This is a genomic window from Pseudomonas sp. P1_F1_2 (assembly GCF_056405815.1).
Map to the genome: position 1 here is coordinate 15,746 of NZ_JBFUBK010000042.1, position 19,101 is coordinate 34,846.

Below are 19,101 nucleotides of genomic sequence, written 5' to 3' on the forward strand. Positions count from 1 at the left end.
AGCGGCTGGGCCGCTCCCGTTTCACTGTTTTCAAGCCAATTGGCTGCGCAACTGTCGGGCCGCCGCCACCATGTTCACCAGCGCCGCTTCAGTCTCTGGCCACGCCCGGGTCTTCAGACCGCAATCGGGGTTGACCCACAAGCGCTCGGCGGGAATGCGCTTCACGGCTTTGCTCATCAACTTGACCATCTCGGCGGTGTCCGGCACCCGTGGCGAGTGGATGTCGTACACACCCGGCCCGATGTCGTTCGGGTAGTCGAAGGCTTCGAAGGCCTCCAGCAGTTCCATGTCCGAACGCGAGGTTTCGATGGTGATCACGTCGGCGTCCATGTCGGCGATGGCCTTGATCACGTCATTGAATTCGCTGTAGCACATGTGAGTGTGGATCTGCGTTTCATCGCGCACACCCGATGCACTCAAGCGGAACGCTTCGACCGCCCAATCCAGGTAGTCCTGCCATTGCGCGCGGCGCAGGGGCAAGCCTTCACGGAACGCGGCTTCGTCGATCTGCACGATCTTGATGCCGGCGGTTTCCAGGTCCACCACTTCGTCCCGCAGGGCCAGCGCTAACTGCTGCGCCTGGACTTTGCGCGACACGTCTTCACGGGGGAACGACCACATCAACATGGTCACGGGACCGGTGAGCATGCCTTTCATGACCTTGTCGGTCAGGCTCTGTGCGTAGGTGATCCAGTCGACCGTCATCGCGTTCGGGCGGCTCAGGTCGCCGTAGATGATCGCCGGTTTGACGCAGCGCGAGCCGTAGCTCTGAACCCAGCCGAAGCGGGTGAACAGGTAGCCGTCCAGTTGCTCGGCGAAGTACTCGACCATGTCGTTGCGTTCGGCTTCACCGTGCACCAATACATCCAGGCCCAGGCGCTCCTGCACTTGCACCGCGTGGCGGATTTCGCTGTGCATCGCGTCGGTGTAATCGTTGGCCGACAGCCTGCCTTGCTTGAACGCCTGACGGGCCAGACGGATCGCGCTGGTCTGCGGGAACGAGCCRATGGTGGTGGTCGGGAATGTCGGTAGTTTCAGGCGAGCGCGTTGCTGTTCGACGCGTTGGGCAAACGGCGAATGGCGCTGGCTGTCCGCAACGCCAATGGCAGCGATACGCGCCTGCACGGCGGCTTTGTGGATACGCGGCGACTCGGCACGACTGGCCGCAATTGCGCGGCTCTGGGCCAGCGCCGCTTGCACGCTGGGCGATTGCGGGTCGTTGAGGGCATCACGCAGCACGGCGATTTCGCCACACTTCTGCACGGCAAACGCCAGCCAGCTTTTCAGTTCCGGGTCGAGTTTGTCTTCGCGGCGCAGATCCACCGGGCTGTGCAGCAACGAGCACGAACTGCTGACCCACAGGTTGTCGCCAAAACGCTCTTGCGCCGGTTGCAGCTGAGCCAGCGCCTGCTCCAGTTCGCAGCGCCAGACGTTGCGACCGTTGACCAGGCCGACCGAGAGAATCTTGTAGGTCGGCAGGCGATCCAGCACCTGGCCCAGTTGATCCGGCGCACGCACGGCGTCGATGTGCAGGCCTTGCACCGGCAGGCCGACGGCCAGGCCGAGGTTGTCTTCCAGGCCGCTGAAGTAGGTCGCCACGAGTTTTTTCAGCGGCGAATATTGAAGGATGTGGTAAGCGCGTTCGAACGCATTTTTCCAGGCTTGCGGCAGGTCGAGGGTCAGGATCGGCTCGTCGATCTGCACCCATTCCACACCTTGTGCGGCGAGGCGCCCGAGGATTTCGTTGTACACCGGCAGCAGGCGTTCCAGCAGGTCGAGTTTGTCGAAGTCATTGCCTTTGGCCTTGCCCAGCCATAGGTATGTCAACGGGCCGATGATCACCGGTTTGACGGTGTGACCGAGGGCCTTGGCTTCGTCCACTTCGTCGAACAACTGCTCCCAGCTCAGTTTGAATTGTTGGTCAGCGCTGAATTCCGGGACCAGGTAGTGGTAGTTGGTGTCGAACCATTTGGTCAGTTCCTGGGCGTATTGCGCGGTGCTGTGTTCGCCGCCGCAGCAACTGGCCGTGGCGCCACGGGCCATAGCGAACAAGGTGTCGAGGGTCGGCAGGCCGGCGGCATCCTTGGTGCTGTCGAAACGCTCGGGGATCACACCGAAGGTCAGCGAATGGGTCAGCACCTGGTCGTACCAGGCGAAATCGCCCACGGGCAGCAGGTCGATCCCGGCGCCTTTCTGCAATTGCCAGTGCATGGCACGCAATTGGCGGCCAACGCGGTCCAGGGCAGCCTGATCAATGTCGCCCTTCCAGTAGGATTCGAGGGCTTTTTTCAGTTCACGGTCCGCGCCGATGCGTGGGAAACCAAGTGTGTGGGCCAGAGCCATGATGTATTTCTCCCTGTAAAAGATGGCGCTATTGTCGACAGCCAACCCAACATGAGACAAACTCAACCTTTTCGTGTTGATCACAAGTTTTCCTCATGGAGCCATCCGGTGCTTGAAATCCGTCACCTGAAGACCCTGCACGCCTTGCGCGAAGCCGACAGCCTGGTCGATGCCGCCGACCGCCTGCACCTGACGCAGTCGGCCCTGTCCCACCAGTTCAAGGAACTGGAAGAGCGCATGGGCATGCAGTTGTTCGTGCGCAAGACCAAACCGGTGCGCTTCACCAGCGCCGGTTTGCGCCTGCTGCAACTGGCCGACGCCACCCTGCCGTTGCTGCGCGGTGCCGAACGCGATATCGCACGATTGGCCGGTGGCACGGCAGGCCGTTTGCACATGGCGATCGAGTGCCACAGTTGCTTCCAGTGGTTGATGCCGACCATCGACCAGTTCCGCGATGCGTGGCCAGAAGTCGAGTTGGATCTGGCGTCGGGGTTTGCCTTTGCGCCTTTGCCGGCGCTGGCGCGCGGTGACCTGGACCTGGTGGTGACCTCTGACCCACTGGACATCGCCGGGATTACCTACGTGCCGCTGTTCACCTATGAAGCCATGCTCGCGGTGGCCAACCAGCATCGGTTGGCGAGCAAGGCCTACATCGTTCCGGAAGATCTGCTGAGCGAAACCCTGATCACCTACCCGGTGGAGCGTGATCGGCTGGACATCTTCACCCGCTTCCTCGAACCGGCCGACATCGAACCGGCGCAGGTCCGCACCTCGGAACTGTCGGTGATGATGATGCAACTGGTGGCCAGCGGACGCGGCGTGTGCGGCATGCCGCACTGGGCGCTGCACGAATACAGCTCACGGGGTTACGTGAAGGCCAAGCGACTGGGCGAGAAAGGCTTGTTTGCGACGCTGTACGCAGGGATCCGCGCGGACATGCTGGATGCGCCGTACATGCGTGATTTCTTGCTGACGGCCAAGGACACGTCGTTCTCGACGCTGGATGGCGTCAGCGCCGTTCGCTAGGAACACATAGCCCTTGTAGGAGCCGGGCTTGCCCGCGATGGCGATTTTCCAGTCAATGTCTGCGGTGACTGACACACCGCCATCGCGGGCAAGCCCGGCTCCTACAAGGTCTATCGGTGGGGTTTAGAGCTCACGCCACATATGGATCTTGTCGAAGTAGTCCTCACCCACGCGCACGGCCATGGGTTCGAGGCCGAACTGGATGAAGCCGCAACGGCTGTACAAGTTGAACGCGGTGTCGTTGCCGGCGGTGACGGTCAGTTTGATCAGCCTCAAGCCCTGATGCTTGCCCGCCTCGGCCAACGCTGCCTGCACCAGTTGCTGCCCCACCCCGCGCTGGCGGACGGTGCCCGAGACGTACATGCCAAACAGCGTCGCCTTGTGCCGGGCCTTTTCCCGCGCCTCGAACGCCAGCCCGACGATGCCCGCCAGCCGCCCTTCTACAAACGCCCCGAGCACCACATCCAGTTTGCTGGTCAGGCGCCCTTCCCACCCACTCAGCGGCATCGCGGCGCGCTCGCGCACGCTGGAGGTGAACGCCTGCGGATGCCGGTCGTAGGCTTCGAGCATCAGTTCCCGATAGGCCAGGGCATGACTGGCGTCCAGCCGCTCAATCCACATGTTCAAACCGTCCTGCGTTGCTCAAGCATCAGCCGCACCGCCAGCGTCGCCAACACAAAACTCATGAAATAACGCTGCACCGCCAGCCAGGTCGGGTTGTTGACGAACCACGAGGCGATGCCGGCCGCGAACAACGCGATCAGCAGATTGACGCAGAAGCTGACACTGATCTGCGTCAGGCCAAGGATAAGGCTTTGGCTGAACACCGAGCCGTGTTCAGGGTTGATGAACTGTGGAAACACCGACAGGTAAAACACCGCAATCTTGGGGTTCAACGCGCTGGTGAGAAAACCCATGGTGACCAGTTTGCGTGACGAGTCCGGCGGCAACTGCTGCGCCTCGAACGGTGAACGCGCGCCGGGTTTGACCGCCTGCCAGGCCAGCCACACCAGGTACAACGCCCCGGCCCATTTCAAGACTTCGTAGGCCATCGGCACGGCCAGGAACACCGCGGTCAAACCGGCCGCGGCGGCGAACAAGTGGACAAAGAACCCCGCGACCACGCCCAACAATGACGTCACGCCCGCCTTGCGCCCCTGGCAGATTGAACGGGAAATCAGGTAGATCATGTTCGGCCCCGGTGTCAGCACCATCAGCAACGCGGCGGCGGCGAAAATCAGCAAATCTTGAAGCGGGATCATGGGCAGTCCTTCGTCCGTAATTGATCAGGCAGGTTCGGTCAGCGAAGCTCGATAAAACGGCAGGATCAGGTCGCGTGTCAATGGCGCCAGCGTGATATCACCGTCGGTGGTCGGGTCAATCCAGATCACTTCTTCGATTTCGGCTGCGGGGGTGACGTCCTCCTCGATGGCCAGCCGAAAAAGTTCGGCCTCTACGACAAAACCCGGCTCGTTGGCGGCCGGTGCCGAGAATTTCCCGAGGTAGCTGGCGTGCGACGGATCGATGACTAACCCCAGCTCTTCTTCCAGCTCGCGGGCCAAGGCGTGAACCGGCTGCTCATGGGCTTCGATCTTGCCGCCCGGTTGCATAAAGGCCTGGGTGCCGCGCTTGCGCACCAGCAATGTGCGGCCGTCGGGGCCGATCAACAGGGCGGCGGCGATGCGGATGATGCGTGGCGTATCAGCGGATGGACGGGTCATGGATCGGAATTGGCCTTGGGAAAAAGCCGCAAGGTTCACATAAGTGTCGGTGCTTCGTCACGGGGAAAAATATCTGCAACTCACTGCCGAACCTTTGTGGGAGCGAGCTCGCTCCCACAGGGTTCTGTACTGCAAGCCGATTGCTTATGTAGCTTCCTGGAAATCCATCTCCGGTGGCTGGCGACGGAAACCGCCGGTCAGCACCGCCAGGTACACCACGCCAATCGCCAGCCAGCTCAGGCCCAGGTAAATCGCCAGGTGGTCGAGGCTGACCATCAGCCACAAGTCCGCCACCAGACCGATGAACGGGAACACCAGGAACAGCACCAGCTCACGCGGGCCTTTTTTCTCGCCGCCGATCCAGTAGTGAAAAATCACCGACAGGTTGACCAGGCTGAAGGCGAGGAACGCGCCGAAGTTGATGAACGAGGTCGAGGTGGTGACGTCCAGTTTCAGCGCCAGCAAAGCAACGACCGCGCACAACAGGATGCTGTTGACCGGGGTGCCGAATCGTTCGTGCAAGGTGCCAAAGAACGATTTTGGCAGCACACCGTCACGGCCCATGGCGAACAACAGACGCGAGCCACTGGCCTGTGCCGAAAGGCCCGAGGCGAACTGGCCGACGATCAGGCCGATCAGGAAGATCGACACAAACAGGTCGCCGCCGATGTTGCGGGCAATCTCGTAGGCGGCCGAGTCAACGTTGTCGAACTGGAACGAGGGATGCGCGATCTGCACGAAGTACGAGACGCTGACGAAGATCAGCCCGCCGACCAGGGTAATCAGCATGATTGCCCGAGGGATGGTGCGGCGCGGGTCGCGGGTTTCTTCGGTCAGGGTGCTGACCGCGTCGAAGCCCAGGAACGAGTAACAGGCGATGGCTGCGCCGCTCATGATCAGCGGCATTTGCATGTCGCCGTTGAAGAACGGTTTGATCGACCACAACGGTGTGCTTGCATCGCCCCCCACGTAATGGATGCACAGCGCAACAAAGGCGATCAGTACCAGCGCCTGCACCAGCATCAGCAAGGCGTTGACGCCGTTGGCCAGTTTCAGGCCGACGATGTTGATCGCGCTGGTGATGCCGATGAACGCCAACACCCACAGCCATTGCGGCACTGCGGGGAAGGCAGAGTTGAGGTAGGCGGCGCCGATCAGCCAGATCGCCATTGGCAGGAACAGGTAATCGAGCAACACCGCCCAACCGGCGATGAAACCGAGCTTGGGGCTGATGGCTTTGCGTACGTAGCTATAAGCCGAGCCCGCGACAGGGAACGCCGAGGCCATTCGGCCGTAGCTCATGGCGGTGAAGAACATCGCCACCAAGGCCGCCAGGTACGCGGCCGGCACCATGCCTGCGGTGGATTGAGCGAGGATGCCAAAGGTGCCGAGCACAATGATCGGCGTCATGTAGGCAATGCCAAACAGCACCACCGACCCCAATGAAAGGGTGCGTTGCAAACGAGCCATGAGCGACTACTCCGAATTTATTAGATTTATGGCAGAGCCGAGTGATCGTTCCCACGCTCTGCGTGGGAATGCAGCCGGGGACGCTCCGCGTCCCAAAAGCGGACGCAGAGCGTCCGTTGATTCATTCCCACGCAGAGCGTGGGAACGATCGGTGGTCAGTTTTTAGGAATCAGCAGCTCCCGAATCCCGGAAGCGTGCTCAACCATCTCCCCCGGCAGTTTCAACCGCTGATCGTCCAGATACCGGTAGTCCTTGCGTGCCGCGTCCAACCGGTTGAAATCCAGCTCAACCGTAAACCGGCCTTCATCCCGTCCGGCCTCGAACAACAGCGTGCCCAGCGGATCCACCAGCGCACTGCCGCCCGCGAACATCAACCCGTCATCGCCCGCTTCCACCCGGTTGACCATCAGCGCAAACGCCTGGTTTTCCTGGGCGCGGGCCATGATCGCGGTGCGGTGCGTCGAGCCGTAGGGGTCCATGTTGCCGTTGGTGACGATCAGCAGTTCGGCGCCCAGTTGCGCGAGGGCGCGGGCGGTTTCCGGGAATTCGATGTCGTAGCAAATCAGCAGGCCGACCCGCACACCGTTCCACTCGCACGTGGCGTAACGGTCGCCCGGTTCGAACACACCGCGATCCGAGGCCCACAAATGCGTCTTGCGGTATTTCAACGCGATGCCTTCGGGGGTAATCAGCAGTGTGGTGTTGTAGAACCGGCCGTTGTCGTTCTCGGCCATGCCGATCACCACGGCGATGTTGCGTTCGCGGGCAGCGGTCAGCACGGCATTGACGGTCGGGCCGTTCAGCGGTTCAGCGGTGCGGGCCACGGTGTCGGCGGTCGGGAAGCCCATCAGGTGGGTTTCCGGGAAGACAATCAGTTGTGTGTCGGCGGCGCAGGCTGCAATCGCCGCCAAGGCGCGTTCGAGGTTATACGCTGTGCCGTTGTCACGGCCCGCCAACTGGGCGAGTTCGACTTTCATGGGTATTCCTTGTTCTGGAGTACGCCGGGCGGCAGAAAGATTGCCCGGTCGGTGACTGTGCGCCAGTATGCGCAGCAAGCCACCGGCCGGGGAATCACGCCGCTGGGGTAACCCGATAGGGGTAGAGGCATGACACTTTCGCTGGACGACATCGCGTGGCATCGCTCGGTCGGGCAACTGATCGACGCGCTGGACAAGCCTAATTTCTGGACGCAGCTGGTGCGGTTGCTGGATCAGTACGTGACCTTCGACAGCTGGGTGGCCCTGCTTTTCAGCGCCGACCAGCACCCGCAAGTATTCGCCGAATGCCCTGGCGAGGACGGCAGCCCTGACCAGTTGTTTCAGGATTACCTGCGCGGTTTGTACCTGCTCGACCCGTTCTACATCGCCTGCCGCGAGCAATCGCGCACCGGTCTCTATCGCTTGTCGGAAGTGGCGCCGGAGCACTTTGAGCTGACCGAGTATTACCAGCGCTACTTTCGTCTGAATGTGGTCGCCGATGAAATCCAGTTCAATTGCCAGCTCGAAGGCGACCGCACGTTGTGCCTGTCACTGGGCAGCAAGCAGCGCTTCAGCGGCCAGCAGATCGCCTTGCTGTCGCTGATCCAGCCGTGGGTGCTGGGCCTGTTGCGTCAGCGCCTGCCCTACGAAATCAACGAGGTCGTGGCCCTTGCGCCGTCGCCACCGCAACCTGACTGGCGCGTGCAACTGGAAGCGTCGGTGCAGCAGCTCAAAGGCGCGCAACTGACCGCGCGCGAGCTCGACGTCGGGCGTTTGATGCTCAGCGGTTGCTCCAGCAAAGAAATCGCCCGTAAGCTGGAAATCTCCGTCGAAACCGTGAAAGTCCATAAGAAACACATGTACAGCAAGCTGGGAATCAAGTCCCAGTCCGAGCTGTTTTCGATTTTTCTCCAGGCCCAAAACGCCTGACACACCGCAACCCTGTAGGAGCAAAGCTTGCTCGCGATGGCGGTCTTCCGGTCAAAAATTCCGTTGTCTGACACGACGTCATCGCGAGCAAGCTCGGCTCCTACAGGGATCTCTGTGGCCACAACCGAGTCCGAACCCAAGGAAACCGTATGAGCCTGTCACTCCTGAGCCGCTACGCCTTCTTTGCCGCTTGCGTGATCTTTACCCTCGCCAGCCTGCCCTTTCTGCAATACGACTGGCTCTGGCCGATCACCGCCGTCACCGGCGTGCTCAGCCTGATCGGCCTGTTCGATCTGCTGCAAAGCCCTCACGCGGTACGCCGCAACTACCCGATCCTGGGCAACATTCGTTATCTGGTGGAAGGCATTCGCCCGGAAATCCGCCAGTACCTGCTCGAATCCGACAGCGACGCCCTGCCCTTCTCCCGTGCCCAACGTTCGCTGGTCTATTCGCGGGCCAAAAATGAAAGCGCCGACAAACCCTTCGGCACGCTGATTGATGTGTACCAATCGGGCTTCGAATTCATCGGCCACTCGATGCGCCCAGCGCCGTTGAGTGATCCAGGCAGTTTTCGGGTGATGGTCGGCGGCCCGCAGTGCACCCAGCCGTACTCGGCCTCGGTGTTCAACATCTCGGCCATGAGCTTTGGCTCACTCAGCGCCAACGCGATTCGCGCGCTGAACCAGGGCGCCAAACTCGGTAACTTCGCCCATGACACGGGCGAAGGCAGCATCAGCGCGTACCACCGCGAAAACGGCGGCGACCTGACCTGGGAGCTCGGCAGCGGCTACTTCGGCTGCCGCACCGCCGACGGTCGTTTCGACCCGGAACGCTTCGCCGCCCAGGCACAAACGCCGCAAGTGCGCATGATCGAAATCAAGATGAGCCAGGGCGCCAAGCCCGGCCACGGCGGGATTCTGCCCAAGCACAAAGTCACCCAGGAAATCGCCGAAACCCGCGGCATCCTGATGGGCGAAGACTGCATCTCGCCGTCGCGGCACAGTGCGTTTTCCACACCGATTGAACTGATGCATTTCATCCAGCAACTGCGTGAGTTGTCAGGCGGCAAACCGGTGGGTTTCAAGTTCTGCCTCGGCCACCCGTGGGAATTCATGGGCATCGCCAAGGCCATGCTGGAAACCGGCATCCTCCCGGACTTCATCGTCGTCGACGGCAAGGAAGGGGGCACCGGTGCTGCGCCAGTGGAGTTCACCGACCACATCGGCGTGCCGATGCGCGAAGGCCTGCTGTTCGTGCACAACACGCTGGTGGGCCTGAACCTGCGGGACAAAATCAAACTGGGGGCCAGCGGCAAGATCGTCAGCGCCTTTGACATCGCCAGCGTGCTGGCCATCGGCGCCGACTGGGCCAACTCGGCACGCGGCTTCATGTTCGCCATCGGCTGCATCCAGTCGCAAAGCTGCCACACCAACAAATGCCCGACCGGCGTCGCCACCCAGGACACCTTGCGTCAACGCGCCCTCGTCGTTCCGGACAAAGCCCAGCGCGTGTTCAACTTCCACCGCAACACGCTCAAGGCCCTGGCTGAAATGCTCGCGGCGGCGGGCCTCGATCACCCTTCACAACTGTCAGCCAAACACTTGGTGCGGCGCATGTCGGCGACCGAGATCAAATTGTTCTCGCAGTTGCATGTGTTCTTGAAGCCTGGCGAGTTACTCACCGGTGAAGTGAATGGCGAGTTTTACTCGCGGATGTGGCAGATGGCGCGGGCGGACAGTTTTGAGCCGAATGAGGAAGTTGCGGCATAAACATCGGTTGAAAACAGCCACAGGAGGCGCCGGTCGAAGATTTCACACCAGACGGCCGGCGTGGTGATGGCGTGAAGTCTCGCGAATAACGCGACCGCCACCACCACATACAGCGCTGCGACCTCCCCAGAGCAGCGCGAAACCATCATGCTTCGCGCTCGCGGAACAAGATAAATCGCGAAAAGAAAAACCCGCAGAACAGACTCAACAGCGAGAACGATGCGACGGTTACCAAGCCGTGGAGTTTCCAGACATCGGCATAGTGCCCGACCACAAAACTCGCTACGCCCATGCAGCAGACATACGACAGATAACGACGTACCGACGCTCCGGCTTCAAATGTGTACAGCGCGTGCACATAAAAGGAGAACGTTGCCGCGACACAGAACGCCGTAACGTTGCTGGCGGCCTGACTCCATTCGGCGGCGGTGGAGAGGATGTAAAACAGCTGCCAATGAATCAGCGTATTGGCCACGCCAACTACCGCATAGGTGGAGAATTCTTTCCATAAAGCTTTCATGTCCATTCCGTGATCCGCTCTCGGTTTCAGAAGTGCTTCAACCTAATGTCAGGGCAGGTGTGCGTCTACTGTCAGAAATAGCAGGTACCGCGGTATTCCTGATTAACGGTCATGCCCAATGGCTTCATTCACCACTGAAGCGTTTTCACGGGCACCGGCTCTTTCATGACGATAAAGCCGTAATCCCCCAGCAGATAAATGCGATAGAACTGGCTGTCCACCAGCGGCGGATACCCCTGGTAACCGACTCGTGTCGCATTGCGCCGTTCCTTTTCCCTGACCACGTTGGTGATGCCGGTTTTCGGCAGGTTTTCCGCGAGCATGTAAAAGTCGGTGTTAAGCAAATAATGCAAAACCGGCATCTGTTTGAACGACCCGGCAGCGGCCACCAACCAGTGATCCGAATAACTCACCGACAGGTAAATGCGCTTGGCATCGCGCAATGCGGGGCGCGAGGCAATGTCGGCACTCAGGGCATACAACGCGTTGGTCGCGAAGGTTTTTTGCAGGGTCAGCACGCGCCCGTAGGCGAAGGACAGCGAGAGCATCGCCAGCAGCGGGATGAGCAACAGCAATGGCAGTTTTCCATGCCACGACGCCAGCGCCCGATGACTCAGGTAGAACAGCACCACCAGCACGACGCCAAAACCCATCAAGGTTCGGGCGCCTTCATTGAAGTCTCGAAAAAACAATGAAGCACCGGGCACCAGTAACATCAGGACCGGCAGCATCATCAGACACCTCAACCCTATCAGCGCCTTGTGCAGCCCCGTGTCCTGCCGCGCCAGCACACCCTGCCCCACGCACACACCTCCGGCGATGGCGCACAGCAACAGCGCGGCGAACACCCAGGTAAAGCCGCCATGAAACAACAGCACGATTTTTTCCAGCACCCGGCCCGCATTGATTTCAACTTGCAGCAGCGGTGCCGCCGCCCCCTTCAATATCGCGGTGCGGTTTTGACTCATGTAAGCAAAAGCCGTGGCGCCGTAGATCAATCCGGCCAACAGCACCTGCGCGACTTTCCAGCCGAGCAATCGGCACCACGCCGGCCACGATAATCGCTCGGTTGCCCCGCGCAGCAGCTCCAGGCAACAGAGCCCGAGAAACACATTGATGCTGACCTGATAAAGGCCGATGGCCAATGCAATCAGCACGGCCGGAACGATCAATCGCTGGACGCGCGAGGGGCTTTGAAACGTGATCGCGTAGATCACCGCCACCACACTCAGCGCCATGGTCGGACCGTCGTATTGGTACGACAGGTTTTGCAGGAAAAACGGGTTGTACCAAAGCGGCAGAACGACCAGGCAATGAGCAACCGTCGGTACGGGAAAGTAATGGAACGTCAGACGGGTCAGGGCCGCACTCATGGCCAGGGTGGCGATCAAAAGCGGCAACGGGAAGATATTGGGTGCGGCACCGCTGAAGGTCAGCAGGTTGTAGAACCATTGTGCGAAGAGACGGCCCTCCTGCGACCAGCCCATGCCGGCGGCCAGGCCACGCCAGTTGTCATCGATGTAGGGGAAATCCGCGAGGATAAACGGCAGGACATACAGCAGCGTCGCAAGCACAAACAGCAACCAGACCTGACGGCCTCCACGTTCTTTGTCGAGCCAATCGCTGATGCTCATGTCGGCGCCTCAAGGGAATTCCGCCTACAACCACTAAAGCTTTGAACCCGACGATAACCAGAGATCGCACCGCTGCCGGGCTTTTAGACAGGCGGTTGAGACATCTCGTAATACCCACACTTTGCAATTGCCGACGAATGCCTGCACCCTGCGCGCCGCCGATGTGCGGCGCACGACCTAGTGGCGCCGCCCGCCCCCTTCAACACCCGTTCAAGAGCCCGCAGCCATGACGACTGAACGCGATCACCGAATCGACTTTTTCCGTGGCCTGGCACTGATCTTCATTTTCTGGGATCACGTGCCCCACAACCCCCTGGGTCAAATCACCTTGCGCAACGTAGGCTTCAGCGATGCCGCGGAAATCTTTGTATTTCTGGCAGGCTACGCAGCGGTGCTGGCCTACGGCAAGATCCTTGCGCGTGACGGTTACCTGATTGCCTGTGTGAAAATCCTGCGCCGCGCCTGGGTGTTGTATGTGGTGCATATTTTCCTGCTGGCGATGCTGATGGGCATCGTGTTCTTCGCCAACAGCCATGTGGAAACCCGCGATCTGGTCGAGGAAATGGGCCTGCACCACTTCATCACCAACCCTCAACAAGCGTTGACCGATGAGTTGCTGCTGCGCTTCAAACCGAACCTGATGGACCCGTTGCCGCTGTACATCGTGCTACTGGCCGGGTTGCCCCTAGTGCTGCCGTTGCTGGTACGCAAGGCGTCGGCAGTGGTGGCGGTGTCGTTGACTGTTTACCTGTTGGCGCCGTCATTCGGCTGGAACCTGGCCGCGATCAAGGACGGCGTGTGGTATTTCAACCCGGTCACCTGGCAACTGCTGTTTGTGCTCGGTGGTGCGGCGGCGATTCACGGGCAAAGGTCACGACTGCCCGAGACGCGTGCGCTGTCGCGCCAGCCGTTATTTGTCTGTGCAGCCATTTACGTAATGTTTGCCGGGGTGATTACCGTTTCCTGGCGCTGGCCGCATATCCACGACGCGGTGATGCCAACCCTGTTGAGCAACTGGCTGTACCCGATCAGTAAGACCGACCTGTCGCCGGTGCGATTACTGCACTTTCTGGCACTGGCCTATGTCACGGCGAAACTGCTGCCAGACACGGGCTGGACACAAAACTGGCTGGCACAGCAATGCTGTCGCATGGGGCGCTATTCGCTGGAAGTGTTCTGCCTCGGCGTGTTGCTGGCGCCGCTGGCGGATATGGTCAACGCCATGACCGACGACGCGTTTGCCATGCAAATCTTCACCGCGCTGGTCGGGGCGGGGTTGATGGGGTTGTTGGGGGTCTGGCTGGAATTCAATAAGCGCCTGAACCGCTCACTGCACGTCGCGGCAGCCTGAAACGAAAAAGCCCCGGTCAATTGACCGGGGCTTTTGCATTTCAAGCGTTACGCCTTACGACGCCGAACGCACCGCACCTTGCGTTGCCTGGGTCGGTTGCAGCTTGAACACATAGAACAACACCGTCAGCAGCACCAGGAACGCAGGGCCGACATACAGTGCCACGCGGGTGTCCGGGAAGTAGGCCATCAGGCCGACCACCAACACCAGGAACGCCAGCGCCAGGTACGAACTGACCGGGTACAGCCACATCTTGTACGTGAGGCCGGCACACTCGCTGGCGCTCAGGCCTTTGCGGAACTTGAGCTGAGCCAACAGGATCATCACCCAGGTCCAGATCGCGCCGAAGGTGGCAATCGCGGTGACCCAGACGAAGACCTTCTCCGGCGCCACGTAGTTGAGCAACACGCCCAACAGCAACGCGCCCATCGATAACAGCAAGGCGCGGCGAGGTACGCCGTTGCTCGACGTCTTGGCGAAACCGGCCGGGGCCTGGCCATTCTGCGCCAGGCTGTAGAGCATGCGCCCGGTGCTGAAAATGCCGCCATTACAGGACGACAGCGCAGCGGTGATCACCACGAAATTGATGATACCGGCGGCGGTCTTGATGCCCAGGCGCTCGAACGTCATCACAAACGGGCTGCCCTGGGTGCCGATTTCGTTCCATGGGTAGATCGACAGGATCACGAACAGCGCGCCGACGTAGAACAGCAGAATCCGCCAGAACACCGAGCCAATGGCATCCGGGATGGTCTTGCGCGGGTTCTTGGCTTCACCGGCGGTCAGGCCGATCATCTCGACGCCCAGGTAGGCGAACATGACCATTTGCAGCGACATCAATACGCCTTGCACGCCATTGGGCATGAAGCCGCCGTGGGCCCAGAGATTGGAAATCCCCAGCGCGACGCCATCGTTGCCGAACCCGAAAGCGATGATGCCGATACCACCGACCACCATGGCAATGATGGTGACGATCTTGATCAGGGCGAACCAGAACTCGAACTCACCGAAGGCCTTGACCGCGATCAGGTTGATGGTGCCCATGCTGATCAACGCCGACAGCGCCCAGATCCAGCGCGGCACATCGGGGAACCAGACCCCCATGTACACCGCCACCGCCGTGATTTCCGCGACGCAGGTCACCAGCCACAAGAACCAATAGTTCCAGCCGGTAAGGAAGCCCGCCAAGGGGCCGAGATAGTCTTGGGCATAACGGCTGAACGAGCCGGCGACCGGGTTGTGCACGGCCATTTCGCCCAGGGCACGCATGATCACCAGGATCGCCAGACCGCCAATGATGTAGGACAGCATGATGGCGGGACCGGCCATTTCGATGGCCTTGGCCGACCCCAGGAACAGGCCGACGCCGATACAGGCACCGAGTGCCATCAAGCGAATATGCCGTTCGCCGAGTTCGCGTTTAAGCGGGCCGCCTTGAGCGGTCTCGCCGTTGGGCAGGTGATTGCCGACAGGCATAGGGGACATCCTCGTCTTGTTATTGGATTTAGCCACCGAGTGTCGAAGCGCTGACCGATAAGCCATTGCTTGCCTGAAACCGGTCTACTTCGTGAGCAGGACCGTCCTGTAGGACAAAACCTCCAGGATCAGCGGGACGTGCAGTATAAAAAGCATCGATCAGGTTTTTTCACTCTATAAATCACAATATGCAGCCATAAGTCTCGGCAAAATAGCGATTTATGGAGAGGTATTAACTGGCTAAAGGCGATTACACTCGCCCCTGAAACGGCGGCGAGTATTGCACAGCATTGGTGCATCGTCATGCACTTGCCTAAACCTTATTTACTGCTGAACAGCTCTAGATCAAGCCTCTTCAGCCACAACACCACCGCCCCCTGGTAGCAGCTGCCGAAGGCTGCGTTCGACTGCGCAGCAGTCGTAAATCAGACACCGCGGCTTTCCAGACAAATTGAAGTTGCAGGATTGGCGACTGCTGCGCAGTCGAACGCAGCCTTCGGCAGCTGCTACAGGGATTTGTGTGGATACAAAAAAATAGGCGATAACCTTGTCCACAATTTTTTCACCTTTGCCAACCACCGTCTAAGCTTCAGACAAGTCAGATCAATCTGCGTGAATGGATCAATCGGCTATGGGCGCTTTGTGGCAAACCGATACGAGTAAAACTGTGGTCCCGACTGAACGAGTGGATGAAGCGCCTTTACCTGAAAAACCCCGTACCAGTCGTGTCAAACACGGCTGGAAGGCGTTTTGGTTGTTGTTGCTGATCATTCTGATCGTCGTGGGCCTGGCCGCTGCCAAGGAAATGCGCACGTCGAAATTTCAGGCGCGGGAAGTCAGCAAATTCGCTGCGTCCCTGAGTTACACCCTGGAACCAGGCCCTAGCGATGCGATTCGTTACCCTGGCGCCGGGCCTTTTGATTTGCGTCTGGGCTATAGCTCTCTGAATGAGTTCCTGCCCCGGTTGCTCAAGCGCGACTACGTGATCTCGGCGCAGACCCGTTTTTCCAAAAAGTTGATGGACTACAGCGACAAGGGCCTGTTCGTGCCCTATTCGGAAAAAATCCAGGCCGGGCTGTCGATCACCGATTGCCGCGCGTTGCCGCTGTACCAGTTCAAGTATCCGCAGCAGCTTTATTCAAGCTTTGAATCGATCCCGCCGGTGGTGATCAACAGCCTGTTGTTCATCGAGAACCGTTTCCTGCTCGACCCCAAGCAACCCTTGGCCAACCCCGCCGTGGACTGGCCGCGCTTCGGCATGGCGGCGTGGTCGCAGGTAGCCAAATTGATTCACCTGCCGGGTCAATCGGCGGGCGGCAGTACCCTGGCGACACAGCTTGAGAAGTATCGGCATTCACCCGATGGCCTGACGGTGTCAGGTGCGGAAAAGATCCGGCAGATGATTTCCGCCACCGTGCGCGCCTATCAGGCCGGCCCGGAAACCCTCGATGCCCGGAAAAATGTGGTCCGCGACTACCTCAACAGCGTGCCGCTGTCCGCCGTGCCCGGTCACGGTGAAGTGCATGGCATGGCCGAAGGGTTGCGCGTCTGGTACGGCGCCGACTTCGACAAGGCCAACGAAACCCTGGCCAGCCCAGCCACCGATCCAAAAACGATGGCCGCCAAAGGCCTGGCCCTGCGTGAAATGCTCTCGTTGATGATTGCCCAGCGCCGGCCTTCCCACTACCTGACCAAGGGCCGTGATGAACTGGTCGATCTCACTGACAGCCACATCCGCCTGCTGGCACAAAATGGCGTGATCGATGGGCCGTTTGCCGCTGCGGCATTGGCCAGCAAGGTCACTTATCGCGACTGGCAAACCCAGCCGACCATTCAGCCCATTGAAACCAACAAAGGCATCAGCGTGGCGCGCAGTCGCTTGGGCGGCTTGCTCAATCGTCCACTGTACGACCTCGATCGCCTTGATCTGTCTGCCACCAGTACCTTGCAAGGCCAGCTGCAATCCCAGGCCACCGAGTACCTCAAGCACCTGGCCGACCCGGTATTTGCGGCGCAGATCGGCTTGATGGGCGAACGCCTGCTCACCCCCACCAGCACCACCCAGGTGCGCTACAGCTTCACCCTGTTTGAACTGACGCCGGACGGCGCGCGCGTACGCATCCAGACCGACAGCACCGACCAGCCGTTCGACATCAACGAAGGCAGCAAGCTGGAACTGGGTTCCACTGCAAAAATGCGCGTGCTCACCACCTACCTGCAAATCATCTCCGAACTGCACGACAAATATGCCGGGATGACCATTCCAGAGCTGAAAAAAGTCGATGTCCCCGATCAGGACCGACTGAGTCGTTGGGCCGTCGATTACCTGATCGAGAATCAAGATCGCAATCTGCCGGCCATGCTGGGTGCGGCGCTGGATCGCAAATACTCGGCCAGCCCCGGCGAAGCGTTTTTCACCGGTGGCGGGTTGCACGTGTTCCATAACTTTCGCAAGGAAGACAACGGCCGCATCCCTACCCTGCGCGATGCGCTGCGTGAATCGATCAACCTGCCGTTCATTCGGTTAATGCGCGACCTGGTGCGCTACGCCACGTATTCGGGCCCCAACAACAGCGCAGAACTGCTCAAGGACGACCGCGACCCTCGCCGTCAGGAATACCTGGCCGATTTCGCCGACCGCGAAGGCACCTCGTTCCTGCTGAAATTCTGGAAGAAATACAAAAACAAGGACACCCAGGCACGGCTCGACACCTTCCTCGACAGCATGCGCCCGACACCGATCCGTCTGGCGGCGGTCCATCGTTATATGCTGCCGCAAGCCAGTCAGGAAAGCTTCAACACCTTCGTTCGCACGCATCTCAAAGGTGCCAAGCTCACTGAAAAACTCACCGACGAACGCCTGCAACGGCTCTACGAAAGCTATGGCCCCGGCGCCTACGACCTGCCGGACCAGGGCTTCATCGCCAAGGTCCACCCGCTGGACATGTGGTTGATGGGCTACCTGCTGAACAACCCCGACGCCAAGTGGGGCCAGATCGTCAAGGCCAGTCAGTTCGAACGGCAGGAAGTCTATAGCTGGCTGTTCAAAAGCAAGCACAAGGGCGCCCGCGACAGCCGCATCCGCACCATGCTCGAGATCGAAGCCTTCCTGGACATTCACCAGCGCTGGCAGAAAGTCGGCTACCCCTTCGATCACCTGGTGCCGTCACTGGCCACCGCCATCGGTAGCTCTGGCGACCGTCCGGCGGCGCTGGGCGAGTTGATCGGGACCATCCTCAACGATGGCGTGCGCATGCCGACACTGCGCATCGACACGCTGCATTTCGCGGCCAACACCCCGTATGAAACCAAGTTGATCAACGACCCGGTCGTGGGCAAACGGGTGATGCCATCCGAAGTCGCCACGGCCATGCGCGAAGCCTTGTCGCAAGTGGTGGATGCCGGTACGGCAAAACGTGTGTCCGGCAGTTTCACATTACCCAATGGCAAACCCCTGGCCATGGGCGGCAAGACCGGGACGGGTGACAACCGCATTGCGGCCATTGGTTCCGGCGGCCGGGTGCTGAGCTCCAAATCCCTCAATCGCACGGCGACCTTCGTGTTCTACATCGGCGACAACCATTTCGGCACCCTCACCGCTTTCGTGCCGGGTCGCTCGGCCGAAACGTTCACGTTCACTTCAGCACTGCCGGTGCAAGTGCTCAAGGGCATGGCGCCGATTCTGATGCCCTACCTGCAACCGGGAAGTAACACCGGGTGTCTGCCTGTCGAGGTGGCACGGCGTTGATTGACGAGGGTGGTAATTAAATATTTTCGACATCGATAAAATTAATGATGCGCAAGTACGCACACTGACTTAACAGCAGTAATTCAGACTTTTACTTTTAACGTTGGAGGGTAGGCTGGAGCCTTCTTTCAACGTT

At 60.0% G+C, this 19,101-nt stretch carries 14 protein-coding genes; 5 read left to right on the top strand and 9 right to left on the bottom strand.

Features of this window, described 5'->3' with window-relative positions:
* Nucleotides 1-30: 30 nt before the first annotated feature.
* Nucleotides 31-2,343 carry a 5-methyltetrahydropteroyltriglutamate--homocysteine S-methyltransferase gene (metE, locus tag AC1D2P_RS14520; RefSeq protein WP_477758006.1) on the bottom strand — a complete coding sequence of 771 codons (2,313 nt, stop codon included), beginning with the start codon at nt 2,341-2,343 and terminating at the stop codon, nt 31-33.
* 108 nt (nt 2,344-2,451) lie between these two features.
* Here metE and metR point away from each other — a divergent pair, with 108 nt between their 5' ends.
* Nucleotides 2,452-3,369, top strand: coding sequence for a transcriptional regulator MetR (metR, locus tag AC1D2P_RS14525; protein ID WP_109785011.1), 918 nt, complete (start codon nt 2,452-2,454; stop codon nt 3,367-3,369).
* Nucleotides 3,370-3,492: 123 nt separating this feature from the next.
* On the opposite strand, the gene AC1D2P_RS14530 is transcribed toward metR, so the two are convergent.
* The 5 genes from AC1D2P_RS14530 to AC1D2P_RS14550 form a co-directional block, all read right to left on the bottom strand.
* On the bottom strand, nt 3,493-3,990 hold the full coding sequence (locus AC1D2P_RS14530) for an N-acetyltransferase family protein (protein ID WP_477758005.1): 498 nt from the start codon (nt 3,988-3,990) through the stop codon (nt 3,493-3,495).
* Nucleotides 3,991-3,992: 2 nt separating this feature from the next.
* Nucleotides 3,993-4,631 (bottom strand): LysE family translocator, encoded by a 639-nt coding sequence (locus AC1D2P_RS14535; protein ID WP_046026567.1) that lies wholly within the window; start codon nt 4,629-4,631, stop codon nt 3,993-3,995.
* A 24-nt stretch (nt 4,632-4,655) separates the two neighbouring features.
* Entirely contained in the window at nt 4,656-5,090 is a 435-nt protein-coding gene (locus AC1D2P_RS14540) for an NUDIX hydrolase (protein WP_077431335.1), read from the bottom strand.
* Nucleotides 5,091-5,234: 144 nt separating this feature from the next.
* On the bottom strand, nt 5,235-6,560 hold the full coding sequence (locus AC1D2P_RS14545) for an APC family permease (RefSeq protein WP_077431334.1): 1,326 nt from the start codon (nt 6,558-6,560) through the stop codon (nt 5,235-5,237).
* Between the two features lie 155 nt (nt 6,561-6,715).
* On the bottom strand, nt 6,716-7,537 hold the full coding sequence (locus AC1D2P_RS14550) for a carbon-nitrogen hydrolase family protein (protein WP_109785010.1): 822 nt from the start codon (nt 7,535-7,537) through the stop codon (nt 6,716-6,718).
* A gap of 129 nt (nt 7,538-7,666) precedes the next feature.
* Here AC1D2P_RS14550 and AC1D2P_RS14555 point away from each other — a divergent pair, with 129 nt between their 5' ends.
* Complete coding sequence (locus AC1D2P_RS14555) at nt 7,667-8,467, top strand: helix-turn-helix transcriptional regulator (protein WP_027922800.1); 801 nt, start codon at nt 7,667-7,669, stop codon at nt 8,465-8,467.
* 149 nt (nt 8,468-8,616) lie between these two features.
* On the top strand, nt 8,617-10,236 hold the full coding sequence (locus AC1D2P_RS14560; RefSeq protein ID WP_477758004.1) for an FMN-binding glutamate synthase family protein: 1,620 nt from the start codon (nt 8,617-8,619) through the stop codon (nt 10,234-10,236).
* 145 nt (nt 10,237-10,381) lie between these two features.
* On the opposite strand, the gene AC1D2P_RS14565 is transcribed toward AC1D2P_RS14560, so the two are convergent.
* The gene (locus tag AC1D2P_RS14565; protein ID WP_477758003.1) at nt 10,382-10,756 is read right to left on the bottom strand and encodes a GtrA family protein; all 375 of its coding nucleotides are present in this window, start codon (nt 10,754-10,756) and stop codon (nt 10,382-10,384) included.
* A 128-nt stretch (nt 10,757-10,884) separates the two neighbouring features.
* Nucleotides 10,885-12,390: a glucosyltransferase domain-containing protein gene (locus tag AC1D2P_RS14570; RefSeq protein WP_477758002.1), complete on the bottom strand. Its 1,506-nt coding sequence runs from the start codon at nt 12,388-12,390 to the stop codon at nt 10,885-10,887.
* A gap of 226 nt (nt 12,391-12,616) precedes the next feature.
* Here AC1D2P_RS14570 and AC1D2P_RS14575 point away from each other — a divergent pair, with 226 nt between their 5' ends.
* Complete coding sequence (locus AC1D2P_RS14575) at nt 12,617-13,741, top strand: OpgC family protein (protein ID WP_477758001.1); 1,125 nt, start codon at nt 12,617-12,619, stop codon at nt 13,739-13,741.
* Nucleotides 13,742-13,795: 54 nt separating this feature from the next.
* On the opposite strand, the gene AC1D2P_RS14580 is transcribed toward AC1D2P_RS14575, so the two are convergent.
* Nucleotides 13,796-15,217 (bottom strand): amino acid permease, encoded by a 1,422-nt coding sequence (locus AC1D2P_RS14580; protein ID WP_109785005.1) that lies wholly within the window; start codon nt 15,215-15,217, stop codon nt 13,796-13,798.
* Nucleotides 15,218-15,848: 631 nt separating this feature from the next.
* Here AC1D2P_RS14580 and AC1D2P_RS14585 point away from each other — a divergent pair.
* The gene (locus AC1D2P_RS14585) at nt 15,849-18,965 is read left to right on the top strand and encodes a transglycosylase domain-containing protein (protein WP_046026579.1); all 3,117 of its coding nucleotides are present in this window, start codon (nt 15,849-15,851) and stop codon (nt 18,963-18,965) included.
* Nucleotides 18,966-19,101 lie beyond the last annotated feature (136 nt).